At 63.3% G+C, this 16,747-nt stretch carries 13 protein-coding genes and 1 riboswitch; of the genes, 8 read left to right on the plus strand and 5 right to left on the minus strand.

Annotated features, from left to right (window positions below; genetic code table 11):
• Window positions 1–49 precede the first annotated feature (49 nt).
• Window positions 50–727, minus strand: a complete 678-nt coding sequence (locus tag I2I01_RS11435; RefSeq protein WP_196286569.1) for an FG-GAP-like repeat-containing protein — start codon at window positions 725–727, stop codon at window positions 50–52.
• Between the two features lie 395 nt (window positions 728–1,122).
• Between I2I01_RS11435 and I2I01_RS11440 the strand changes: the two genes are divergently transcribed.
• From I2I01_RS11440 to I2I01_RS11450, 3 genes are all read left to right on the plus strand, one after another.
• The gene (locus tag I2I01_RS11440) at window positions 1,123–1,296 is read left to right on the plus strand and encodes a hypothetical protein (protein WP_196286570.1); all 174 of its coding nucleotides are present in this window, start codon (window positions 1,123–1,125) and stop codon (window positions 1,294–1,296) included.
• A 101-nt stretch (window positions 1,297–1,397) separates the two neighbouring features.
• Complete coding sequence (locus tag I2I01_RS11445; protein WP_196286571.1) at window positions 1,398–3,008, plus strand: Na+/H+ antiporter; 1,611 nt, start codon at window positions 1,398–1,400, stop codon at window positions 3,006–3,008.
• A 210-nt stretch (window positions 3,009–3,218) separates the two neighbouring features.
• A riboswitch (SAM riboswitch) is annotated at window positions 3,219–3,333 on the plus strand.
• 142 nt (window positions 3,334–3,475) lie between these two features.
• Window positions 3,476–4,666 carry a trans-sulfuration enzyme family protein gene (locus I2I01_RS11450; RefSeq protein WP_196286572.1) on the plus strand — a complete coding sequence of 397 codons (1,191 nt, stop codon included), beginning with the start codon at window positions 3,476–3,478 and terminating at the stop codon, window positions 4,664–4,666.
• 135 nt (window positions 4,667–4,801) lie between these two features.
• Here the strand turns inward: I2I01_RS11450 and I2I01_RS11455 are convergent, their stop codons facing one another.
• Window positions 4,802–5,908, minus strand: a complete 1,107-nt coding sequence (locus I2I01_RS11455) for an NADH:flavin oxidoreductase (protein WP_196286573.1) — start codon at window positions 5,906–5,908, stop codon at window positions 4,802–4,804.
• Window positions 5,909–6,244: 336 nt separating this feature from the next.
• Between I2I01_RS11455 and I2I01_RS11460 the strand changes: the two genes are divergently transcribed.
• A complete protein-coding gene (locus I2I01_RS11460) occupies window positions 6,245–7,681 on the plus strand; it encodes a D-alanyl-D-alanine carboxypeptidase (protein ID WP_196286574.1) in 1,437 nt (478 codons plus the stop codon).
• Window positions 7,682–7,726: 45 nt separating this feature from the next.
• Window positions 7,727–8,311: a hypothetical protein gene (locus I2I01_RS11465; RefSeq protein WP_196286575.1), complete on the plus strand. Its 585-nt coding sequence runs from the start codon at window positions 7,727–7,729 to the stop codon at window positions 8,309–8,311.
• Window positions 8,312–8,473: 162 nt separating this feature from the next.
• Here the strand turns inward: I2I01_RS11465 and I2I01_RS11470 are convergent, their stop codons facing one another.
• Window positions 8,474–9,712: a YHYH protein gene (locus I2I01_RS11470; protein ID WP_196286576.1), complete on the minus strand. Its 1,239-nt coding sequence runs from the start codon at window positions 9,710–9,712 to the stop codon at window positions 8,474–8,476.
• Window positions 9,713–10,078: 366 nt separating this feature from the next.
• On the opposite strand from I2I01_RS11470, the gene I2I01_RS11475 reads away from it, so the two are divergent.
• Both I2I01_RS11475 and I2I01_RS11480 read left to right on the plus strand, forming a co-directional pair.
• Window positions 10,079–11,947 carry an FG-GAP-like repeat-containing protein gene (locus I2I01_RS11475; protein ID WP_196286577.1) on the plus strand — a complete coding sequence of 623 codons (1,869 nt, stop codon included), beginning with the start codon at window positions 10,079–10,081 and terminating at the stop codon, window positions 11,945–11,947.
• Window positions 11,948–12,189: 242 nt separating this feature from the next.
• Entirely contained in the window at window positions 12,190–12,540 is a 351-nt protein-coding gene (locus tag I2I01_RS11480; protein WP_196286578.1) for a hypothetical protein, read from the plus strand.
• Between the two features lie 35 nt (window positions 12,541–12,575).
• Here the strand turns inward: I2I01_RS11480 and I2I01_RS11485 are convergent, their stop codons facing one another.
• Window positions 12,576–14,429, minus strand: coding sequence for a hypothetical protein (locus I2I01_RS11485; protein WP_196286579.1), 1,854 nt, complete (start codon window positions 14,427–14,429; stop codon window positions 12,576–12,578).
• A 45-nt stretch (window positions 14,430–14,474) separates the two neighbouring features.
• Here I2I01_RS11485 and I2I01_RS11490 point away from each other — a divergent pair, with 45 nt between their 5' ends.
• Complete coding sequence (locus I2I01_RS11490) at window positions 14,475–14,783, plus strand: hypothetical protein (RefSeq protein WP_196286580.1); 309 nt, start codon at window positions 14,475–14,477, stop codon at window positions 14,781–14,783.
• 19 nt (window positions 14,784–14,802) lie between these two features.
• On the opposite strand, the gene serA is transcribed toward I2I01_RS11490, so the two are convergent.
• Complete coding sequence (serA, locus tag I2I01_RS11495) at window positions 14,803–16,704, minus strand: phosphoglycerate dehydrogenase (RefSeq protein WP_196286581.1); 1,902 nt, start codon at window positions 16,702–16,704, stop codon at window positions 14,803–14,805.
• Between the last annotated feature and the right edge of the window lie 43 nt (window positions 16,705–16,747).

Here is a 16,747-nt window from a genome sequence, read left to right on the forward strand (position 1 = left end):
ACCAGTCGGCAGCGGGGACTTGAGTTGGGACTGGAAGCCCGCTTGCGCGTTATTTAATTACCACACACTTGGTTATTGCGTGGCTGCCCGTCTGCATCCGCACCTGATACACGCCCGGGGCCAGGCCGTCGGTGGCGAAGGCCAGCGGAGCTCCGGCCGGCAGTGCGGCGGTCTGCTGGCCTACCACCTGGCCCAGTGCGTTTAGCAGTGTGGCCTGCACGGACCCCGCGCCCCAGGCAGCCGGCAGCTGAACCGTGAAGCTGCTTTGTGCTGGGTTGGGAAACAGGGCCACCTCGGCCGCGGCGGCGCTGGCAGCGGCGGCCAGGGGCGCGAAGGTGCCAGTATTGAGCAATACGCTCACGCTGTTGCCGCTCGTCGTCACGATGTCGGGGCGCCTATCACCACTCACGTCGGCCACGCCTTGGTTGCTGCTGCCGACGCCGGTGCTGAAAATGCTGACGGGGGCAAACGTGCCACCGGCCTGCCCCAGTAGCACGCTGGCCGTGCCGTTGTAGTTGCCCGTCACAATGTCGGGCCGGCCGTCGCCGTTCACATCCCCCACGGCCACGCCGCGGGGGATGGTAGTTGCGCCGGTAGCATAAGACGTAGCGGCCCCGAAGGAAGCCGGCGTCTGGGCGCGGGCCGCACCGGCCGGCAGCAGGGCCAGCACCAGAAAGGAGAGAGGGGCCGGCCGCAGCCAGGCAAAAGGAGTAGTCGTTGATGTCATACTGACGGAAGTAAAGGTGTGTGCAGGTATTTAGAAGCTTTTTTAAAGCGGTTGTGCGAACAAAAAAAGTGCGCTAGCCAATGCAGAAAGCGCAGGGGCAGCCCCGCGCTATGCCTCGTCGCTTGCCAGAGCCCTCGCTAACACACCAAGCAACGGGGCCACACGAGCCCAAACCCGCCGCCAAGCCCGAGGGTGGAACTAAACAATGCGCTGCCAATCAGGAACCCGGTGAACGTGCATGTATTTTTTGGGGAGCGCAGTGAGTCAAAGCATTGATGCGTACAGGTTTAGTGCTAGCCGGGCGAAAATAAATAAAATTGTGATTCTCAATAAAAAAGACGCAAAATCAGCCCCCCGCTAGTAGCAATCGATTGCGGAATTTCGTATATTTAGTTATGGCACATCTCATCAATCACCTCGCCCAAGCCTGGGACCTGAGCCCGGCCCATTACTGGCACCTGCGCATGCTGTGCGCGCTGTTGCTGACGCCCCTGCTGGGCGTGCTCTACGTGGTGTTGTTCGACCGGCCCCGGCGCCCCACGGCGGGCCGGCAACTGTGGCACCGGTAGGAGAAGCTTAGTGACACGAGCAGTGGGGCCGCAGGGCTCACTGTTTCGCGGGCCCGCGCCGCTGGTGTTTCTTTGAGGCGGTTAACCGTTACCGCTTTTCCATGCTCCACGAAACCCTGCTGCTCGTTCTCGGCCTGCTCTTCGTCGTCTTTTTGCTGGTGATGCTGGGGCAGAAGCTTCGTATTTCCTACCCCATTTTCTTGGTGCTGGGCGGGTTGGCGCTGAGCTTCGTGCCCGGCCTGCCGCGCGTGGCCATTGCGCCCGACCTGATTTTTCTGATTTTCCTGCCGCCGCTGCTCTACGAAGCGGCCTGGATGACCTCCTGGAACGACTTCTGGCGCTGGCGGCGGGCCATTGGGCTGCTTGCGTTTGGGCTGGTGGGGTTCACCTCGGGCATTGTGGCGGTGGTGGCCCAGGCCCTAATTCCGGGGTTCACCCTGGGGCTGGGGTTTCTGCTGGGCGGCATCATCTCGCCGCCCGATGCCGTGGCGGCCACCTCGGTGCTGCGCGGCATCAAGGTGCCGCGGCGCGTCACGGCCATTCTGGAGGGCGAAAGCCTGATAAACGACGCCAGCAGCCTGATTGTGTTTCGGTTTGCGTTGCTGGCGGTGTCGTCGGGGGTGTTTGTGTGGCAGGAAGCGGCCACCAGCTTTGTGGTGGTGAGCGGCATGGGGCTGGTGGTGGGCCTGGTGGTGGCCAGCTTCTTTTTTCTGATTCATAAATACCTGCCCACCACGCCCAGCATCAACACGGCCCTCACCTTCATGGCGCCCTATGTGATGTACCTGCTGGCCGAGGAGTTCCACTTCTCGGGCGTGCTGGCGGTGGTGAGTGGCGGGCTGCTGCTCTCACACCTTTCGCACCGCGTGTTCGACGCCAATACCCGCCTGCAGGCCAACAGCGTGTGGGCCAGCGTGAGCTTCGTGCTCAACGGGCTGGTGTTCATTCTCATTGGTTTGCAGCTGCCCATTGCGGTGGAGGGACTGGGCAATTACTCGCTGCAACAAGCCATTGCCTACGGCCTGCTGATGAGCGGGCTGGTCATCGTCATCCGGCTGCTGTGGATGTACCCGGCGGCCTTCGTGCCCCGCTTTCTGAGTGAGAAAATCCGCACCAGCGAGCCCAGCCCGGGCTGGCAGGGCACGCTGGTGCTGGGCTGGGCGGGCATGCGCGGGGTGGTGTCGCTGGCCTCGGCGCTGTCGGTGCCGCTGATGACGAACGACGGCCTGCAATTCCCGCAGCGCAACCTCGTCCTGTTCATCACCTTTGTGGTCATTCTCGTCACGCTGGTGCTGCAGGGGCTCACGCTGCCGGCCATCATCCGCTTCACCAAAATAGCCGACAACGACGACCGCATGCCCCTGGATGAGCAGGAGGCCGGTGTGCGCCTGCACATGCGCGAAGCCGCAGTGAGGCACCTGCAGCGCAAGTACTCCGCCGAAACTGAAGCCAACGAGCTTATTGCCCGCCTGCAGCAGCGCATGCAAACCGAAATCAACCTCACCGCCCGCACCCTCAACTCACTTGAAGTGAACGAGGCGGGCCGCGACGCCCTACGCCAGTACCACCTCGTGTTGCTCGACGTGCTGCAGGTGGAACGCGAAGCCCTGGCGCACCTGCGTCACCACGACAGTTTCGATGACGAAGTGCTGCGTCAGCAGGAAGCCCAGCTCGACCTAGACGAGGCCAAGGTGAAGCACATTGAGCGGTAGCGGGAAGCGGCGGGGAAAGCCACTTGCCCGATGGCACGTCATGCAGAGCGGAGGCGCAGCCGTAGTCGAAGCATCTCTCCCGCGAGAGTAAATGATTACGTTGCGCGGGAGAGATGCTTCGATAAGCTCAGCGTGACGTTCTTTTTTGCCCCCGCCGCTTGCGCCGTTCCAAACTGCCTCTATATTTGCAGCGCGCTCCCTCATACGGAGCACTTATCAAGAAAGGCGGAGGGACAGGCCCTGCGATGCCTTAGCAACCAGCAGCAATGCCAGGTGCTAAATCCTGTTCTGAATCGGCTACGGCCGGTACAGAAGAAGATAAGTCTACAAGATGCTCCCTGACTGCAGCGGTGGTGCTCTTCTGACTTGTCGGAAGGGCTTTTTTTATGCCCTTCCGGTGAGAAATCTTGAAAGTGCTTAGGTAACCGGGTGCGTTTTCGTCTCAACCACAAAAACGCCAACAACCCATGCAAGCCTCCACCCGCCTCATTCAGTCCTTCCCCGTCGACGAGCTCACCGGTGCCCTCGCCGTGCCCATTTACCAGACCTGTACGTTCGTGCAGGAGTCGCCGGGCGTGAACAAGGGCTTCGACTACTCCCGCACCGCCAACCCCACCCGCAGCGCCCTGGAGCAACTGCTGGCTGGCCTCGAGCACGGCCACTCGGCCTACGCCTTTGCCAGCGGCATGGCCGCCATCGATGCCGTGCTCAAGCTGCTTTCGACCGGCGACCAGATTGTGGCCATCGACGACATCTACGGCGGAGCATTCCGCCTGTTTGAGCACGTGTACCGCCGCTTCGGCATCGACATCGTGTACTGCGACACCGCCGATTTGGCCCAGGTGCAGGCCGCCATCACCGAGCGTACCAAGCTGCTGTGGCTCGAAACGCCCTCCAACCCCACGCTCAAAGTGTCCGACATTGCCGGGCTGGCCGAGCTGGCCCACGCCGCTGGCGCCTGGCTGTGCGTCGACAACACGTTTGCCTCGCCGGTGCTGCAGCAGCCCATTTTGCTGGGGGCCGACCTGGTGGTGCACAGTGCCACCAAGTACCTGGGTGGCCATTCCGACCTCATTGCCGGCGCCGTGGTGGCGGCCACCGAGGAACTGGGCAAGCAAATCCAGTTCATCCAGAATGCCTCGGGCGCCGTCTTGGGGCCGTTCGATTCGTTCCTGGTCATTCGCGGGCTCGAAACCCTGCACCTGCGCATTGCCCAGCATTGCCGTGCGGCTCTAGAGGTGGCCCGTTTTCTGCAAAGCCGGCCCGAAATTCAAGCGGTGTACTACCCCGGGCTGGAGTCGCACCCGGGACACGCCCTGGCCCGGCAACAGCAGCCTGATGGCTTCGGCGGCATCATTGCCTTGGTGCTGAAAGACGATACTGTGGAAGCGGCTACGCAACTGGCCACTAGCCTGAAATACTTCAAACTGGCCGTGAGCCTGGGCGGCGGCAAGAGCCTTGTGTGCCACTCGGCCTCGATGACGCACACGGCCATTCCGGCCGAAACGCGCCGTGCCGCCGGCTTTGCCGATAGCCTGCTGCGGCTGTCCATTGGCCTGGAAGCAGCCGAGGACCTGATTGCCGATTTGGCGCAGGCGCTGGATGGGCTAGGCGTGGCGCAGCCAACAGAGGTGGAAGCCGAAGCGGTGCTGGCGTAGCAAAACGTCATGCCGAGCGCAGCCGAGGCATCTCGCGTGCGCAGTGCGATTCAATCGATTCAACGATTTTGATTACTACCACACGCGAGATGCCTCGGCTGCGCTCGGCATGACGTTCTTTATTGCCTGGTGTTATTACACCAGCGTGCGCAGGGCCTCGCGGCTGAAGCCTTTCATGTCCTCAACGCGGCCCTGTTGGATTTTCTCCACCCAATCCGGGTCCACGATGAGTTGGCGGCCTACAGCTACGAGGTCGAACTCGTTGCGGTCGAGTCGGCGCAGGAGTTCCTCGATGCCCTGCGGCTGGGAGGCCTCGCCCGCGAAGCCAGCCAGGAATTCGCCCGATAAGCCCACCGAGCCCACGGTGATGGTGGTTTTGCCGGTAAGCTTTTTTACCCAGCCAGCGAAGTTCAAGTCGGAGCCTTCCTGCTCAAACTCCGGCTCCCAGAAGCGGCGCTGCGAGCAGTGGAAGATGTCGACGCCGGCTTCGGCCAGGTGCTGCAGCCAGGCTTCCATCTCCTGAGGCGTGTGGGCCAGTTTCACGGCGTAGTCCTGCTGCTTCCACTGCGAGAGGCGCAGGCTGATGACGAAATCTTCGCCCACGGCCCGGCGTACTTCCTTCACTAGCTCCACGGCCAGGCGGCTGCGCTGGGTGAGGCTGTCGCCGCCGTAGGCGTCGGTGCGCTCGTTGAGGCCGGCCCAGAAAAACTGGTCGATGAGGTAGCCGTGGGCGCCGTGCAGCTCCAGGCAGTCGAAACCCAGCCGCTTGGTATCGGCGGCGGCTTGGGCGAAGGCGGCAATGGTGTCGGTAATGTCGTTTTCGGTCATGGCCTTGCCGGTGAGTTCGCCGGGCTTGAAGAGGCCGGAGGGGCCTTCAAACTGTTCCGACGGTTTCCAGCCGGAGCGGTGCTCGGCCATCACGCCCATGTGCCAGAGCTGCGGGCCCATTTTGCCGCCGGCCGCGTGCACTTCGTCGATGACGTGCTGCCAGCCGGCCAGCGCCGCCTCGCCGTAGAAATGCGGAATGTTGGGGTCGTTGGACGAGGCCGGGCGCTCCACCACGGTGCCTTCGGAAAGAATAAGGCCCACCTGGCCCTCGGCCCGGCGGCGGTAGTAGGCGGCCACGTCGGCGCCCGGTATGCCGCCCGGCGAGAAGGAGCGGGTCATAGGGGCCATGACAATGCGGTTTTTGAGTTGAAGGGATTTCAGCGCGAATGGCGCGAACAGGGCGTTGATGGACATGCTGAGGTAGTTATTTTCAAAAGGAAAGTGGACAACAACCGGGTGGGGGTGAGGTTTAGTTTTCAGAACATCAAGCTGATTTTTGACCGTCGTGCTGCGCGCAGTCGAAGCATCTTCACCCTCCGTCTGTCCTCCTGAGCATGCTGCGGCTCAGGCAGAGACGAAGGACCCTATCCAGCCCGAGCAAGAAGTGTTCAGCGGTGATAAGGTGCTTCCTTCGTCAGCATGACAGACGGGGGGTAGAGATGCTTCGGCTGCGTGCAGCATGACGTTCTTATACTGAAACCCACTCACCAAAAGTCACCCCGGCCCCGTTTGCTGCGTAAGTTGCGGCCGATGCTACGCCCCTTCTATTTCCTGCTGCTGCTCACGCTGGGCAGTGCCCAATTATCGGCCTGCGCGCAGTCGGCCACCGACAAGCCGGCCGGTGCGCCCGCCTTAGTGCAGGCCGGCCAGCCGCTGCCCTGGCTTGATTCGCTGCTCACTGCTTCGCCCATTCTGCGTCTGCACCAGGTGGGCATGAGCCTGGCCTACGCCGACAGTGCGCGCCCGTTCTACGGCTACCAGGACAGCAAGTACTTCACCCCGGCCAGCAACATGAAGCTGTTCAGCCTCTACGCCGGGCTGCACCTGCTGGGCGACTCGCTGCCCAGCCTGCGCTACTTCTCGCGCCACGACACCCTGTTTTTCCAGGGCACCGGCGACCCCACCCTGCTGCACGGCGACGTGCCCAGCCGCCGCGCCTACAGCTTCCTGCTGAACCGGCCCGAAAAGATGCTGGCCTACTGCGACATCGCCTGCGTGACGCCCTACGGCCCCGGCTGGACCTGGGACGACTACGGCTACTACTTCCAGCCCGAGCGCGGCCCGTTCCCGATTTACGGCCACACCGTGCGCTTCTACGCCACGCCACCGGCCCCGGTGCGCGCGGCCAAAGGCGCCGCCCGGCCGGCCGTGGCGCCGCAGTCGCGGGTGCGGGTGCTGCCGCGCTACTTCGCGCCGCTGGTGGGGCCGGCCCCAGCCAGCCTGCTCACCCCCGGCCTCGACCCCGACACGCACGTCATCCGGGCGCTGCACGAAAACCGCTTCTACGTGCTGCCCACCGTGAAAAAATGGGTTGATGAAACGCCCTTCGTGACCAGCCGCGGCCTGATGCTGCGGCTGCTGGGCGACACCCTGCGCCGCGCCACTGCCAACGCCCCCTGGCGGCCCCGCCCCGCGCTGGGCGACTCCATCCGCACGCTTTACGGGCTGCGCGTCGATTCGCTCTACCGCCGCATGCTGCGCGTGAGCGACAACTTCCTGGCCGAGCAGGTGCTGCTGATGTGCAGCACCAAAATCGGCTTGCGCGACTCGCTCAGCACCGGCCGCGTCATTCGCTACGCCCGCAAAAACCTGCTCACCGCGCTGCCCGACCCGGTGTATTGGGTGGACGGCTCCGGCCTCTCGCGCCTCAACCTCGTCACCCCGCGCACCCTCACCGGCCTGCTGCTGCGGCTGCACCAGGAGCTGCCCGAGCGCCGCCTGCTGAGCCTGCTGGCGGCTGGCGGCGGGCAGGGCACCCTGCGCAAGCGCTACCACGACGCCGCTGGCCCCTGGGTGTGGGGCAAAACCGGCACCCTCAGCAACAACTTGAACGTGTGCGGCTACCTGCGCACCAAAAGCGGCCGGCTGGTGGCCTTCACCTTCATGAACAACAACCACGTGGCCGAAAGCGGCACCATGCGCAACGAGGTAGAGCGGGTGCTGCGGCAGGTGCGCGAGCGGCTGTAGGGCTGCTTCCCGGCGTATTTTGAGCAGGAATTGACCCCTACTAGCATGAAAAAGCTCTGGTGGACTTTGTTGGTATTGGCGTTGGCGCCCTTGGCTGCAGCCGTTGAAGGCTGTGCGGAGAAGTATACATGCAACGTTGATTCATCTCTGGCCCTTTTTGATGTGGAGGGCCTCTCCCTTACCGCGCAGCAGCGGGGACAACCGGTAGCGGCCGGTGAATCAGTGGTTGCGGCAGATTTACGACTGGTGCTGGAACCGCAAGTGCGCTACTACAGCCAAAACAAGGGGCCGGGCACCTGGCTGCCGGCCGCCGTGGCCTGCCCGCCCGCCCCAATGCCTGGATACAAAGGCACACGCGAAATACTCGATTCGTTGGTGGTGCGGTGTGTGTATGCCTACGATGCCAGCCATCCGGCGGGCGCGGTGGCCAATGACTTGCTGCTCCAAGAAGCTAACAGTCAGCTCTTGCCTGCGGTGCCGCCCCGCGACACCCAGCCAGACCTTTATCCGCTTGGGCTGCGCCTGCGCCAGGCACCCGCGCAACCAGGTCAGCAACAGTTCGTGGTGCGCTTCCGCCTCACCAACGGCGAATTCTACACGGCCCGCACCCCCGTTTTCACGTTGCGCTAACCGCTCGGCACGAATGCAGCCGGAAGCCTGCACCCGCGGCGAATTCATTACGCGCTTGGAAGAAGCCTAGGGGCATACTTTTTCCAACACTTGGAGATTGAAGATAGAGCAAGCGCTTCTACAGCCCCGAGTCGGACAAGGCCGTAATTGTGCCGACGCTGGCTAGCGCGTCAGCACCACTTTCTGCGTGGCTGCCACGCCCGTACCGGCTACTTTTAGGTAGTAAACGCCGGCCGCTAAATTCGACAAATCGATGTCTGCCGGCACAGAGGGGTGCAGCTCCACGGTGGTGCTCACGGGCTGCCCCAAAGTATTGAACAGCCGGGCTTGCAGGTCGTTGGCCACGCCGCCTTCGGGGGCAATGGTTAGAAGGCCGCTGGTGGGGTTGGGAAATACGCTCACCTGCAGGCCGGCGGCCACGAAAGTGGAAGTCACCACATAGGTAGTCACGGGTTCGTTCACTACGGCGTGGCCCGACTGCGGGCCCGTGGCGCCGGCCGGGATGAGGCCGTAGTACGTGGGACCGGGCGTGTAGGGGTAGGCTCCGGCGTACTGGCCGTTGATGGTGACGAAGTAGGCATAGGTGCCCTGCGGGTATTCGGGCGTCACGCAGAAGCGGCCGTTGTGCGCGTCCAAGTCGCCCCGGCCGGCCACGTACTCAAAATCTTCCACGTAGTAGCCCAGCGGTTTGGCCGTGTTGATGGCCGGCCCGGCCGAGGGGGCGGTGCTGCCGTCGGGCAGGGTGGTGCGGCTGCTGATGTTGCGCAGCCGGTACGAGGTGCGCATGCTTTTGATGGCGCCAGTGCCGTTGGCATTGGCGTAGCCGTAGGCCCCGTAGATGGGGTAGCCGTCGAAGGCAAAACCGATGATGGGGGAGTGGCGCGTGCTGTCGTGGTCGTTGTAGAGGCAGCGCGGGTTGAGGTGGTGGTGGTACTCGCCGTTGCCGGCCGGGTGGCCCAGGCAGGAGTCGAAGCTGGGGCCTTCCACCACAATGGCGTTCTGGTTCCACACGCCCGCGTTGTTGTAGCTCATGGCATCTTTGGCGTTGAAGATGCTCACGCCGTTGCTCCAGATGCCGGTGTGGCCCAGGGGCGTGACCGTGGCCGGGCCGGTGTTGGGCGCCGGCGTGCGGGTGATTTTGAACACGAAGTTCTGGTTGGTGGCCGTGTTGGGGTTGCCGGGCCAGGGGCCGATGGTGTAGGCCGGCACGCCGGTGCAGGTGACGTATACATTGGCGTTGGAATACTGCACCCGCTGCACGTTGCTGGGAATGCCGTTGTAGCCGGTGGCGCCGGTGGTGTTCACAATCCAACCGCTGACAATAGGCGTGACCTGGGCCCGCGTCAGTTGCGGAGCCGCGAGCAGGAGCGAAAAGAAAAGCAAGTAGCGGTTCCGGAGCATAGGCGTGGGAATAAGGTGAGCAGCACGAAGAGCAAAGCCTTGATATAAACCACGAGGCCGGTCGCCATAAAGGTAGACCAATCACTTGCACGGTGGTTTAAAAACCACCAGGTGCCGCCTTTGCCCGGTGAAGAGTTCACCGCGCGCGGCAGACGCTCTGTTTGGCCCGTTGGGGCTGAGAAAAGACCGAAAAAAGGCCGCCAGAGGCCCTTTTTCATTCGCTGGGAATATGCATGACTTCAGCGAGGAATGGTTGGGGTTAAGCGATGGCCGGAAATAAATGCTCGGCACGCCTAACAATTTTGTATCGCCAAAGCGGCACAGTTACCGCCGGCCACTTCCCCGACAATAGTTCTTTCCAGCGTCATGTCCACGTTTGCTTTCGCTTCCAATATCCTGACTTCCGCCCGCCGCTCAACGCTGGCTTCCCTGGGCCTGCTGCTGCCCGCTGCCGCCTTGGCGCAAGCGCCCACCATCAGCAGCATGACGCCCTCGATGGCCGCGCCCGGTACCACCATCACCATCATCGGCACCAACCTCACAAGCTTCACCTCGGTGCTGCTCAACGGCCTGGCCGTGCGGGCTACCGCCGGCGCAGTGCCCTCCACCACGGTCACGTTCATTGTGCCGGCTGCGGCCGGCACGGGCAAAGTGCGCCTGACGACGGCTGCGGGCACCGCCCTGAGCGCGGCTAAGCTGGGCGTGACGCGCCAGTCGTCGAGCAGCAACTACAGCCAGCTGAGCAGCAACGCCACCAGCGCCACGGCCGCCGGGGCCTATTCTACGCCAGTGGCCACCGACCTCGACAAGGACGGCTTGCTGGAACTGCTGGTGGGCCAGGGCGACGGCACCATGATGGACTACGAACAGACCGGCGCGAACCAAGCCTTCAGCACCACGGGTACGCTCATCACCTTCGCCACCGGCGGCACCGTGGACGTGGGCCTGTACGCCAAGCCAACGGTGAGCGACCTCGACGGCGACGGCCTCCAAGAAATCATCGTGGGCGAAGAAACCGGCAAGGTGTACGTCTACGAACAGGCCGCCAGCACCGGCACCGATGCTTTCAAGATGAGCCCGGTTAGCACCCTGTTTGCCAACCCCTACGGCGCCACCACCTCGGGCACGCCCAACGCCGGTTCCTACGCCCGCCCCACCGTGGGCGACCTCGACAGCGACGGTCTGATTGACATTGTGGTGGGCTCCAACAACGGCGCGCTGGTGCGCTACGAGCAGCTGGCCAGCACCAGCAACACCACGGCCGGCTTCAGCGCGGCCACTACGATTAAGCTGGCCGATGGCACCACAGTTCTCGACGCTGGCGACGTGAGCAAGCCCCTCATCACCGACTACGACGGCGACGGCAAGCTCGACATGCTGGTGGGCAACTACGCCGGCAACGTGCAGTTTTACACCCAAACCACGGCCAACGCCTATACTTTCAGCTTCGTGCGCAACCTGAGCGCCGACGGCACTTCTGCCACCGTCATCAACATGGGCAGCTCGGGCACCAACCCCAGCAGCATGGGCGGCTACGCTGCCCCGGCCGTGACAGATTACGACGGCGACGGCTTGCTCGACCTCTTTATTGGGAATGGCACTGGCACGGTGTACCGCTACGAGCAAACCCAGTCGGCTGCCGTGCCCACCCTCACCACGCCGCTGCCGGTGGTGCTCACGTCCTTCGCTGGCCAGGCCGCCAGCACTGGCAACCAACTGAAATGGAGCACCGCCCAGGAAATAAAAAGCGCCAGCTTCGTAGTAGAAGCCTCGGCCGACGGCAGCACCTTCGCCGCCATTGGCGAACTGGCCGCTGCCGGCAACAGCACCACCGTCCGCAGCTATGAGTTCCTCGATGCCTCCGCCACGGCCCTGAGCGCCAGCCGCCGCTACTACCGCCTGCGCCAGGTAGACCTGGATGGCACCACCACCTACTCACCCGTTGTCACGCTGACCCGCGTTTCGGCCGCCCCGGCCACTGCCGTTAAGTCGCTTGATGTTTACCCCAACCCCTTTGCCGAAACCCTCACCGTGGCCCTGCCCAGCGCCGCCGAGCCCCAGGCCGTGGCCCTGACGCTGAGCACCTTGGCCGGCCGCCCCGTATACGCTACCCGGTTCGTCCTGGGCGCTGCCCCGCAGGCCCTCGCCTCCCTGCCCGAGCTGGCCGCTGGTGTGTATGTGCTGCGCCTCACCACGGCTACTGGCATCATCACCCAAAAAGTGACTCGCCAGTAATTGTTTAGCTAAAAATCCAATGGCCTCGGTTTCCTACTTTGGAAGCCGAGGCCATTGGCATTGGGAGCGGTTCAGCCGGCGGTTGGCTTGGCGGGCCGGACCAGGGAAAAGCGAGTCCGGAAACGGGTTTAATTGGGGAAAACGCTGCCAGCGGCTGTTCAGCTCTGGAAACTGCCGGGGCGCTTAACGCCTGCCAACGCGGTTGCTTTACCTTTGCGACACTACGCCTTCAACCCCTTTTTATGCCCGCTGCCCCCCGCCTGCGCCAGCTGCGCCGCGACCGCACCGTGTTCGCGCTGCTGATGAACATCGTCCGCATCTACCTGGAAGAAAGCGACCGGCTGGCCCAGCAGCCCCAGCTGCGCAACGCCCCCGACGCCGAGCTGCTGCACCTGCAGCAAGTGGCCGACCAATGGCTGAACCTGGCCACGGCCTACGTGGTGCGCAAGCACCACTGCCCGGCCCACATTGCCATCCAGCTGGTGGCCGAGCTCCAGGCCGAGTTGAGAGCCAACATACCCGAAACGGAAGTGCGCCGCATGCCCATTGAGGCCGTGCTCACGCTGCCGCCGGGCATGCAGGCCGGGCGCTAAGGGCCTGACCGAAGCCTGCGACGCGCGCAAGCGAGTTACTCCTCGTCCACGTCGGGCGAGGTTTCAAACAGCTCGGGCTGCGTTTTGTGCAGCGTTTGGTACTGCTCGGGCGTAAGGAAGATATATCCCTCGCCGTCGAGGCAGTCGTAAAACTGGCCGGGCGCGTGCTGCTCGCGCAAGGCGCGCTTGATGATGTCCACAAAACCGGTATCGAGCCAGTCGGAACTCATTTTTAGCCGGGTAGCGTACGTTTGGGCGCCCAGGCGGAAGCCGTAGGGAAACGTGGCTTTCTCCGGCAAATCGGGGTTGAAGCCGTCCTTGATTTGGGTGGGCGCGAAGCCGCCGCGCGAAATGGCAGCCAGTGCCCGGGTGCGCTCGGCGTAGGGCGCGGGCGACAAGGCCGATTCCCAGTCGATGGGGTGAATGACATCGGGAAAACTCAGCAGCACGGCGGCGAAGCTGGTTTTGTGGCCGAGCAGGGCTTTGGCCCGCCCGCGCGCCAACTCGGCGGCCGAGAGGTGCGAGAGCAGGCCCAGGTGCTGGTAGCCGGCAATGAGCTGGTCGATATGGGCGGAGCTGAACCGGTTGTCGTGCGATTCTTTGGACAGTAAGTAGGATGCTGGCCCCCATAGCTCGCGCTGGGGCTGCGTCATGGCAATCAGGCCCAGCCGCTCGTTGCCGTACACCGATTGGGCATCGGGCGTGTAAGCGCGGTAGAGGCGCAACGCAGAGTTCTGGTCGGCCAGCCATTGGTTGAGGCTGCGCGTGAAATGCTCGCCTACTTCGGCGCCCAAAGATGGCGGGCTGGTGCCGTCTTTGCGGATGAAATCCTGCAAAAACGTGTCCTCGTATTGCCGGCCGTTGGCCCGGAAACGAATGGTGACGTTCTGGGTCAGCACTGCCGGGTCCTGGCCGTCGGTGCGCGTCGTCACCCGCAAATCGGTGTAGCGAAAACCCGGCAGTAAGGCCGGCAGTTGCGCGAAAAGCGCCGGGTACAGCGCCATCGGCTGGCGCGGCAGCCGGCGCAGGTCGAAGATGCGGCCCCGTTCGCAATACGTCAGCAAGTCAAAGGGCTGATACAGCTCATACGGCCGATAGGCCCGCACCAACTGCGCGTGCCGGGCGCCCGATAGCAGGCCGGCTTGCCGCAAGCGGCCCAACCAACGCAGCTGGACGGCTTTGTCGCGGGTGTAGGTGTTGCGGCGCTGACCCAGCTGCAATTGGCGCCGCAGCTCCTCATACACGGGGTTTTCAATGAGGCCCAGCTCGAACAAGTCGCGCGCCGTGCGGGTGCGCGTTTTGCCGAACACACTGCGTCGCTCGCCAATCCAGTGGTTCATCGCCGGCTGGGCCGACAGGGGCGGGTAGATGGTACAGCCCAATTGCCCCACGGAGTCCTCGGCGGGCACGGCTTCTTCCAGGCGCAGGCGCGCCGGCAGCTGCTGCAGATACCAGCGCTGCGCGGCCGCGGTGTCGTGATGAAAGCGCTTCAGGGCCGCCGCGTAGCGGCGCGCCAGCTGGCCGCGGGGCCGGCCGGCGGGCACGTCGGCGCTGTCGTCGGTGGCCACGAGGTCTTGCAGCATTTCCTCGTTGTAGGTTCGGTATTGAAATTCCCGCTCGAAGGCTTCGGTGCAGAACGCCAGTATGCCGGCTGGCCCGTTGGAGCTGATTTGGGTGACTTGCTCGCTGAAGAGCGAGTCGGTATCCCACACCCGGAGGCTGTCCTTACGCATCCGGCGCAGCAGCTCGGCGCGGCCTGTGGCATTCAACAGCCCGCGCTGGTATAGCTTGTCGGCAAAAGCGGCGTTGGGCCCGGCGGTTCGGCGGCCGGTCCACCACACGCCGGCTGCCAGCAGCAGCGCCAAGCCCAGGATGAGCAGTGCTTTCATTGTGAATCGGATAAAGCCGGGTTCTAAAACCTGATTTTGCTACCGTTGATATTTGCTTTTGCGCTTCACAACGCGATGTCCATTGGCGGCTTGCCGCAAAGCCTTTTGCCGTTCCTTGGCCCGTTCGGCTCGCACAAGCACGATGCGCAACAAGCCAAGACCGATAAACGGCGCGCCAATCCAGAACAGCATGGCAGGCTCGGCGGTGACGGGGCCACTGCTGCCCCGGCCGCCAGGCATTGGGAAATGCTCAACGCCGCGCCAGCGCAGCAGCAAGCCCAGGCTCACGAAAAACAAGCCCGGCCAGAACAAGAACAGGTCTTCATGAAACAGCAGACGCCCCAGCCGCGATAATATTCGGGGGCGCCACATCTTAATACAGCACCCGGAATTTGATGGTGTGCGCCACCGCGCGCAGGGCCTGAATTACTTCCTGGTCGTACTGCCGGTCGATGTCCGTAATCACGTAGCCGATGTGCTCGTTGGTTTTCAGGTACTGACCCAGGATGTTGACGTGGTGCTGGGCCAACACGTTGTTGATGTTGGCCAACACGCCGGGCACGTTGGCGTGGATGTGGATGAGGCGGTGGGCCTGTTGGGCCGGCAGCTGGATGTTGGGGAAATTGACCGACTGCTGCGTGTTGCCGGTGTTGATGTACTGCATGATGCGCTCGGGCACGAACTCAGCAATGTTGCGCTGGGCCTCGGCAGTGCTGCCGCCGATGTGAGGCGTTAGCAGCACGTTGGGCAGGCCGCGTAGCTCGTTCTCGAAGCTCTCGCTGTTCGTTTTCGGCTCGTAGGGAAATACGTCGACAGCCGCGCCGCCCAGGTGGCCCGAGCGCAGGGCGGCGGCCAGGGCGGGCACGTCCACCACGTGGCCGCGGGCGTTGTTGAGGAACAGGGCGCCTTTTTTCATCAGGGCAAACTCCTTTTCGCCGATGTAATTGGTGTTTTCAGCGCGCCCGTCGATGTGCAGCGTCACTACGTCCGATTGTTCCAGCAATTCTTCCAACGTGCGGCACTTCACGGCGTTGCCGAGCTGCAGCTTTTCGGCCACGTCGAAGTACACCACTTTCATGCCCACGGCCTCGGCCACCACGCTCAGCTGCGCACCGATGTTGCCGTAGCCCACAATGCCCAGCGTCTTGCCGCGAATCTCAAACGAGCCGCTGGCCGACTTGTCCCACTCGCCAGCGTGCATCTTCGGATTCTTTTCCGGAATGCGCCGGGCGAGCACGATGATTTCGCCTAGTGCCAGCTCCACCACCGAGCGGGTGTTCGAAAAGGGCGCGTTGAACACCGCCACGCCCTTTTTCATGGCGCCGGTCAGGTCAATCTGGTTGGTGCCAATGCAGAACGCTCCAATGGCAATCAGGCGGTTGGCGGCGTCGAGTACGCGCTGCGTCACCTGCGTTTTTGAGCGGATACCCAAGATGCTTACGCCCTCAATGCGCGCCATCAATTCGTCCTCATCGAGGCCGCCGGGCACGGTATCCACCTGGTAGCCTTCGGCCAGAAAAAGCTCTTTGGCCCGGGCGTCGGGGTTTTCCAGTAGCAGCACCTTGATGCGGTTCTTAGGGTATGATAAAGTCATGGGAAGTTTTAGTTGGTACAAAAACTCGTCGAAAGTTGGGAGAACTTCGTCGGCTTGTGCTACTACTGTGGGGCGCGTAACGTTTTCAGTGTAAGCGTAGAAACGATGGGCCAGGCCAGCTTCGCGAATCTGGTAGTCGGTATAACCGTCGCCGAGCACGTACACCGGCCCGTCCAAATCGAGCAGCACAAGCTGGCGAATCTTGCCGCCGTCGCGGCTCAGCACGTTCTGCGGGTCGCAGCCGGTGATGTTGCCGCCCTCGTCGAAGGTAAAGGTGTTGGCCAGCACGTGCTCGGGGGCAATGCCGAAGTCGGCTACCACGGGCTCGATGAACTCGCGGAAGCCGCTGCTCACCACGTAAATGCGGTCGGCAAACTGCCGGAAGAAGTTACCGTTGCGCCGGATGCTCTCGCTCACCTTGGTTTTGAGGCGGGCTACCAGCGGCGCCAAGTGCGCCCGGTTGGCCCCCAGCAGCGCCAGCCGCCGGCTTAATGATTCCTGGAAGCCGATTTCGCCGGCCATGCCCTGGTCGGTGAGGGCCCGGATTTGGGCCACGCGCTCGGCCGCGTCGGGCCGTCCGGCCAGGGCAATGTCGGCCAGCTCATCCAGCCCTTCGACCTGGGTGAAGGTGCTGTCGAAATCGAAAACGAGGTAGGGCAGGGGAGCGGCGGGGGCGGACATGTCCGCAAAGATGGGCGAGGTGCTACCTTGGCGCGGCATCTAA

It is taken from the genome of Hymenobacter properus (genome assembly GCF_015694735.1).
In the GTDB taxonomy this organism is placed as follows: domain Bacteria; phylum Bacteroidota; class Bacteroidia; order Cytophagales; family Hymenobacteraceae; genus Hymenobacter; species Hymenobacter properus.

What these genes read in the sequence shown, in the direction of transcription:
- I2I01_RS11435 (WP_196286569.1), bottom strand. Translation starts at nt 727, where the DNA reads ATGACATCAACGACTACTCCTTTTGCCTGGCTGCGGCCGGCCCCTCTC.
- I2I01_RS11440 (WP_196286570.1), top strand. Translation starts at nt 1,123, where the DNA reads ATGGCACATCTCATCAATCACCTCGCCCAAGCCTGGGACCTGAGCCCG.
- I2I01_RS11445 (WP_196286571.1), top strand. Translation starts at nt 1,398, where the DNA reads ATGCTCCACGAAACCCTGCTGCTCGTTCTCGGCCTGCTCTTCGTCGTC.
- I2I01_RS11450 (WP_196286572.1), top strand. Translation starts at nt 3,476, where the DNA reads ATGCAAGCCTCCACCCGCCTCATTCAGTCCTTCCCCGTCGACGAGCTC.
- I2I01_RS11455 (WP_196286573.1), bottom strand. Translation starts at nt 5,908, where the DNA reads ATGTCCATCAACGCCCTGTTCGCGCCATTCGCGCTGAAATCCCTTCAA.
- I2I01_RS11460 (WP_196286574.1), top strand. Translation starts at nt 6,245, where the DNA reads ATGCTACGCCCCTTCTATTTCCTGCTGCTGCTCACGCTGGGCAGTGCC.
- I2I01_RS11465 (WP_196286575.1), top strand. Translation starts at nt 7,727, where the DNA reads ATGAAAAAGCTCTGGTGGACTTTGTTGGTATTGGCGTTGGCGCCCTTG.
- I2I01_RS11470 (WP_196286576.1), bottom strand. Translation starts at nt 9,712, where the DNA reads ATGCTCCGGAACCGCTACTTGCTTTTCTTTTCGCTCCTGCTCGCGGCT.
- I2I01_RS11475 (WP_196286577.1), top strand. Translation starts at nt 10,079, where the DNA reads ATGTCCACGTTTGCTTTCGCTTCCAATATCCTGACTTCCGCCCGCCGC.
- I2I01_RS11480 (WP_196286578.1), top strand. Translation starts at nt 12,190, where the DNA reads ATGCCCGCTGCCCCCCGCCTGCGCCAGCTGCGCCGCGACCGCACCGTG.
- I2I01_RS11485 (WP_196286579.1), bottom strand. Translation starts at nt 14,429, where the DNA reads ATGAAAGCACTGCTCATCCTGGGCTTGGCGCTGCTGCTGGCAGCCGGC.
- serA (WP_196286581.1), bottom strand. Translation starts at nt 16,704, where the DNA reads ATGTCCGCCCCCGCCGCTCCCCTGCCCTACCTCGTTTTCGATTTCGAC.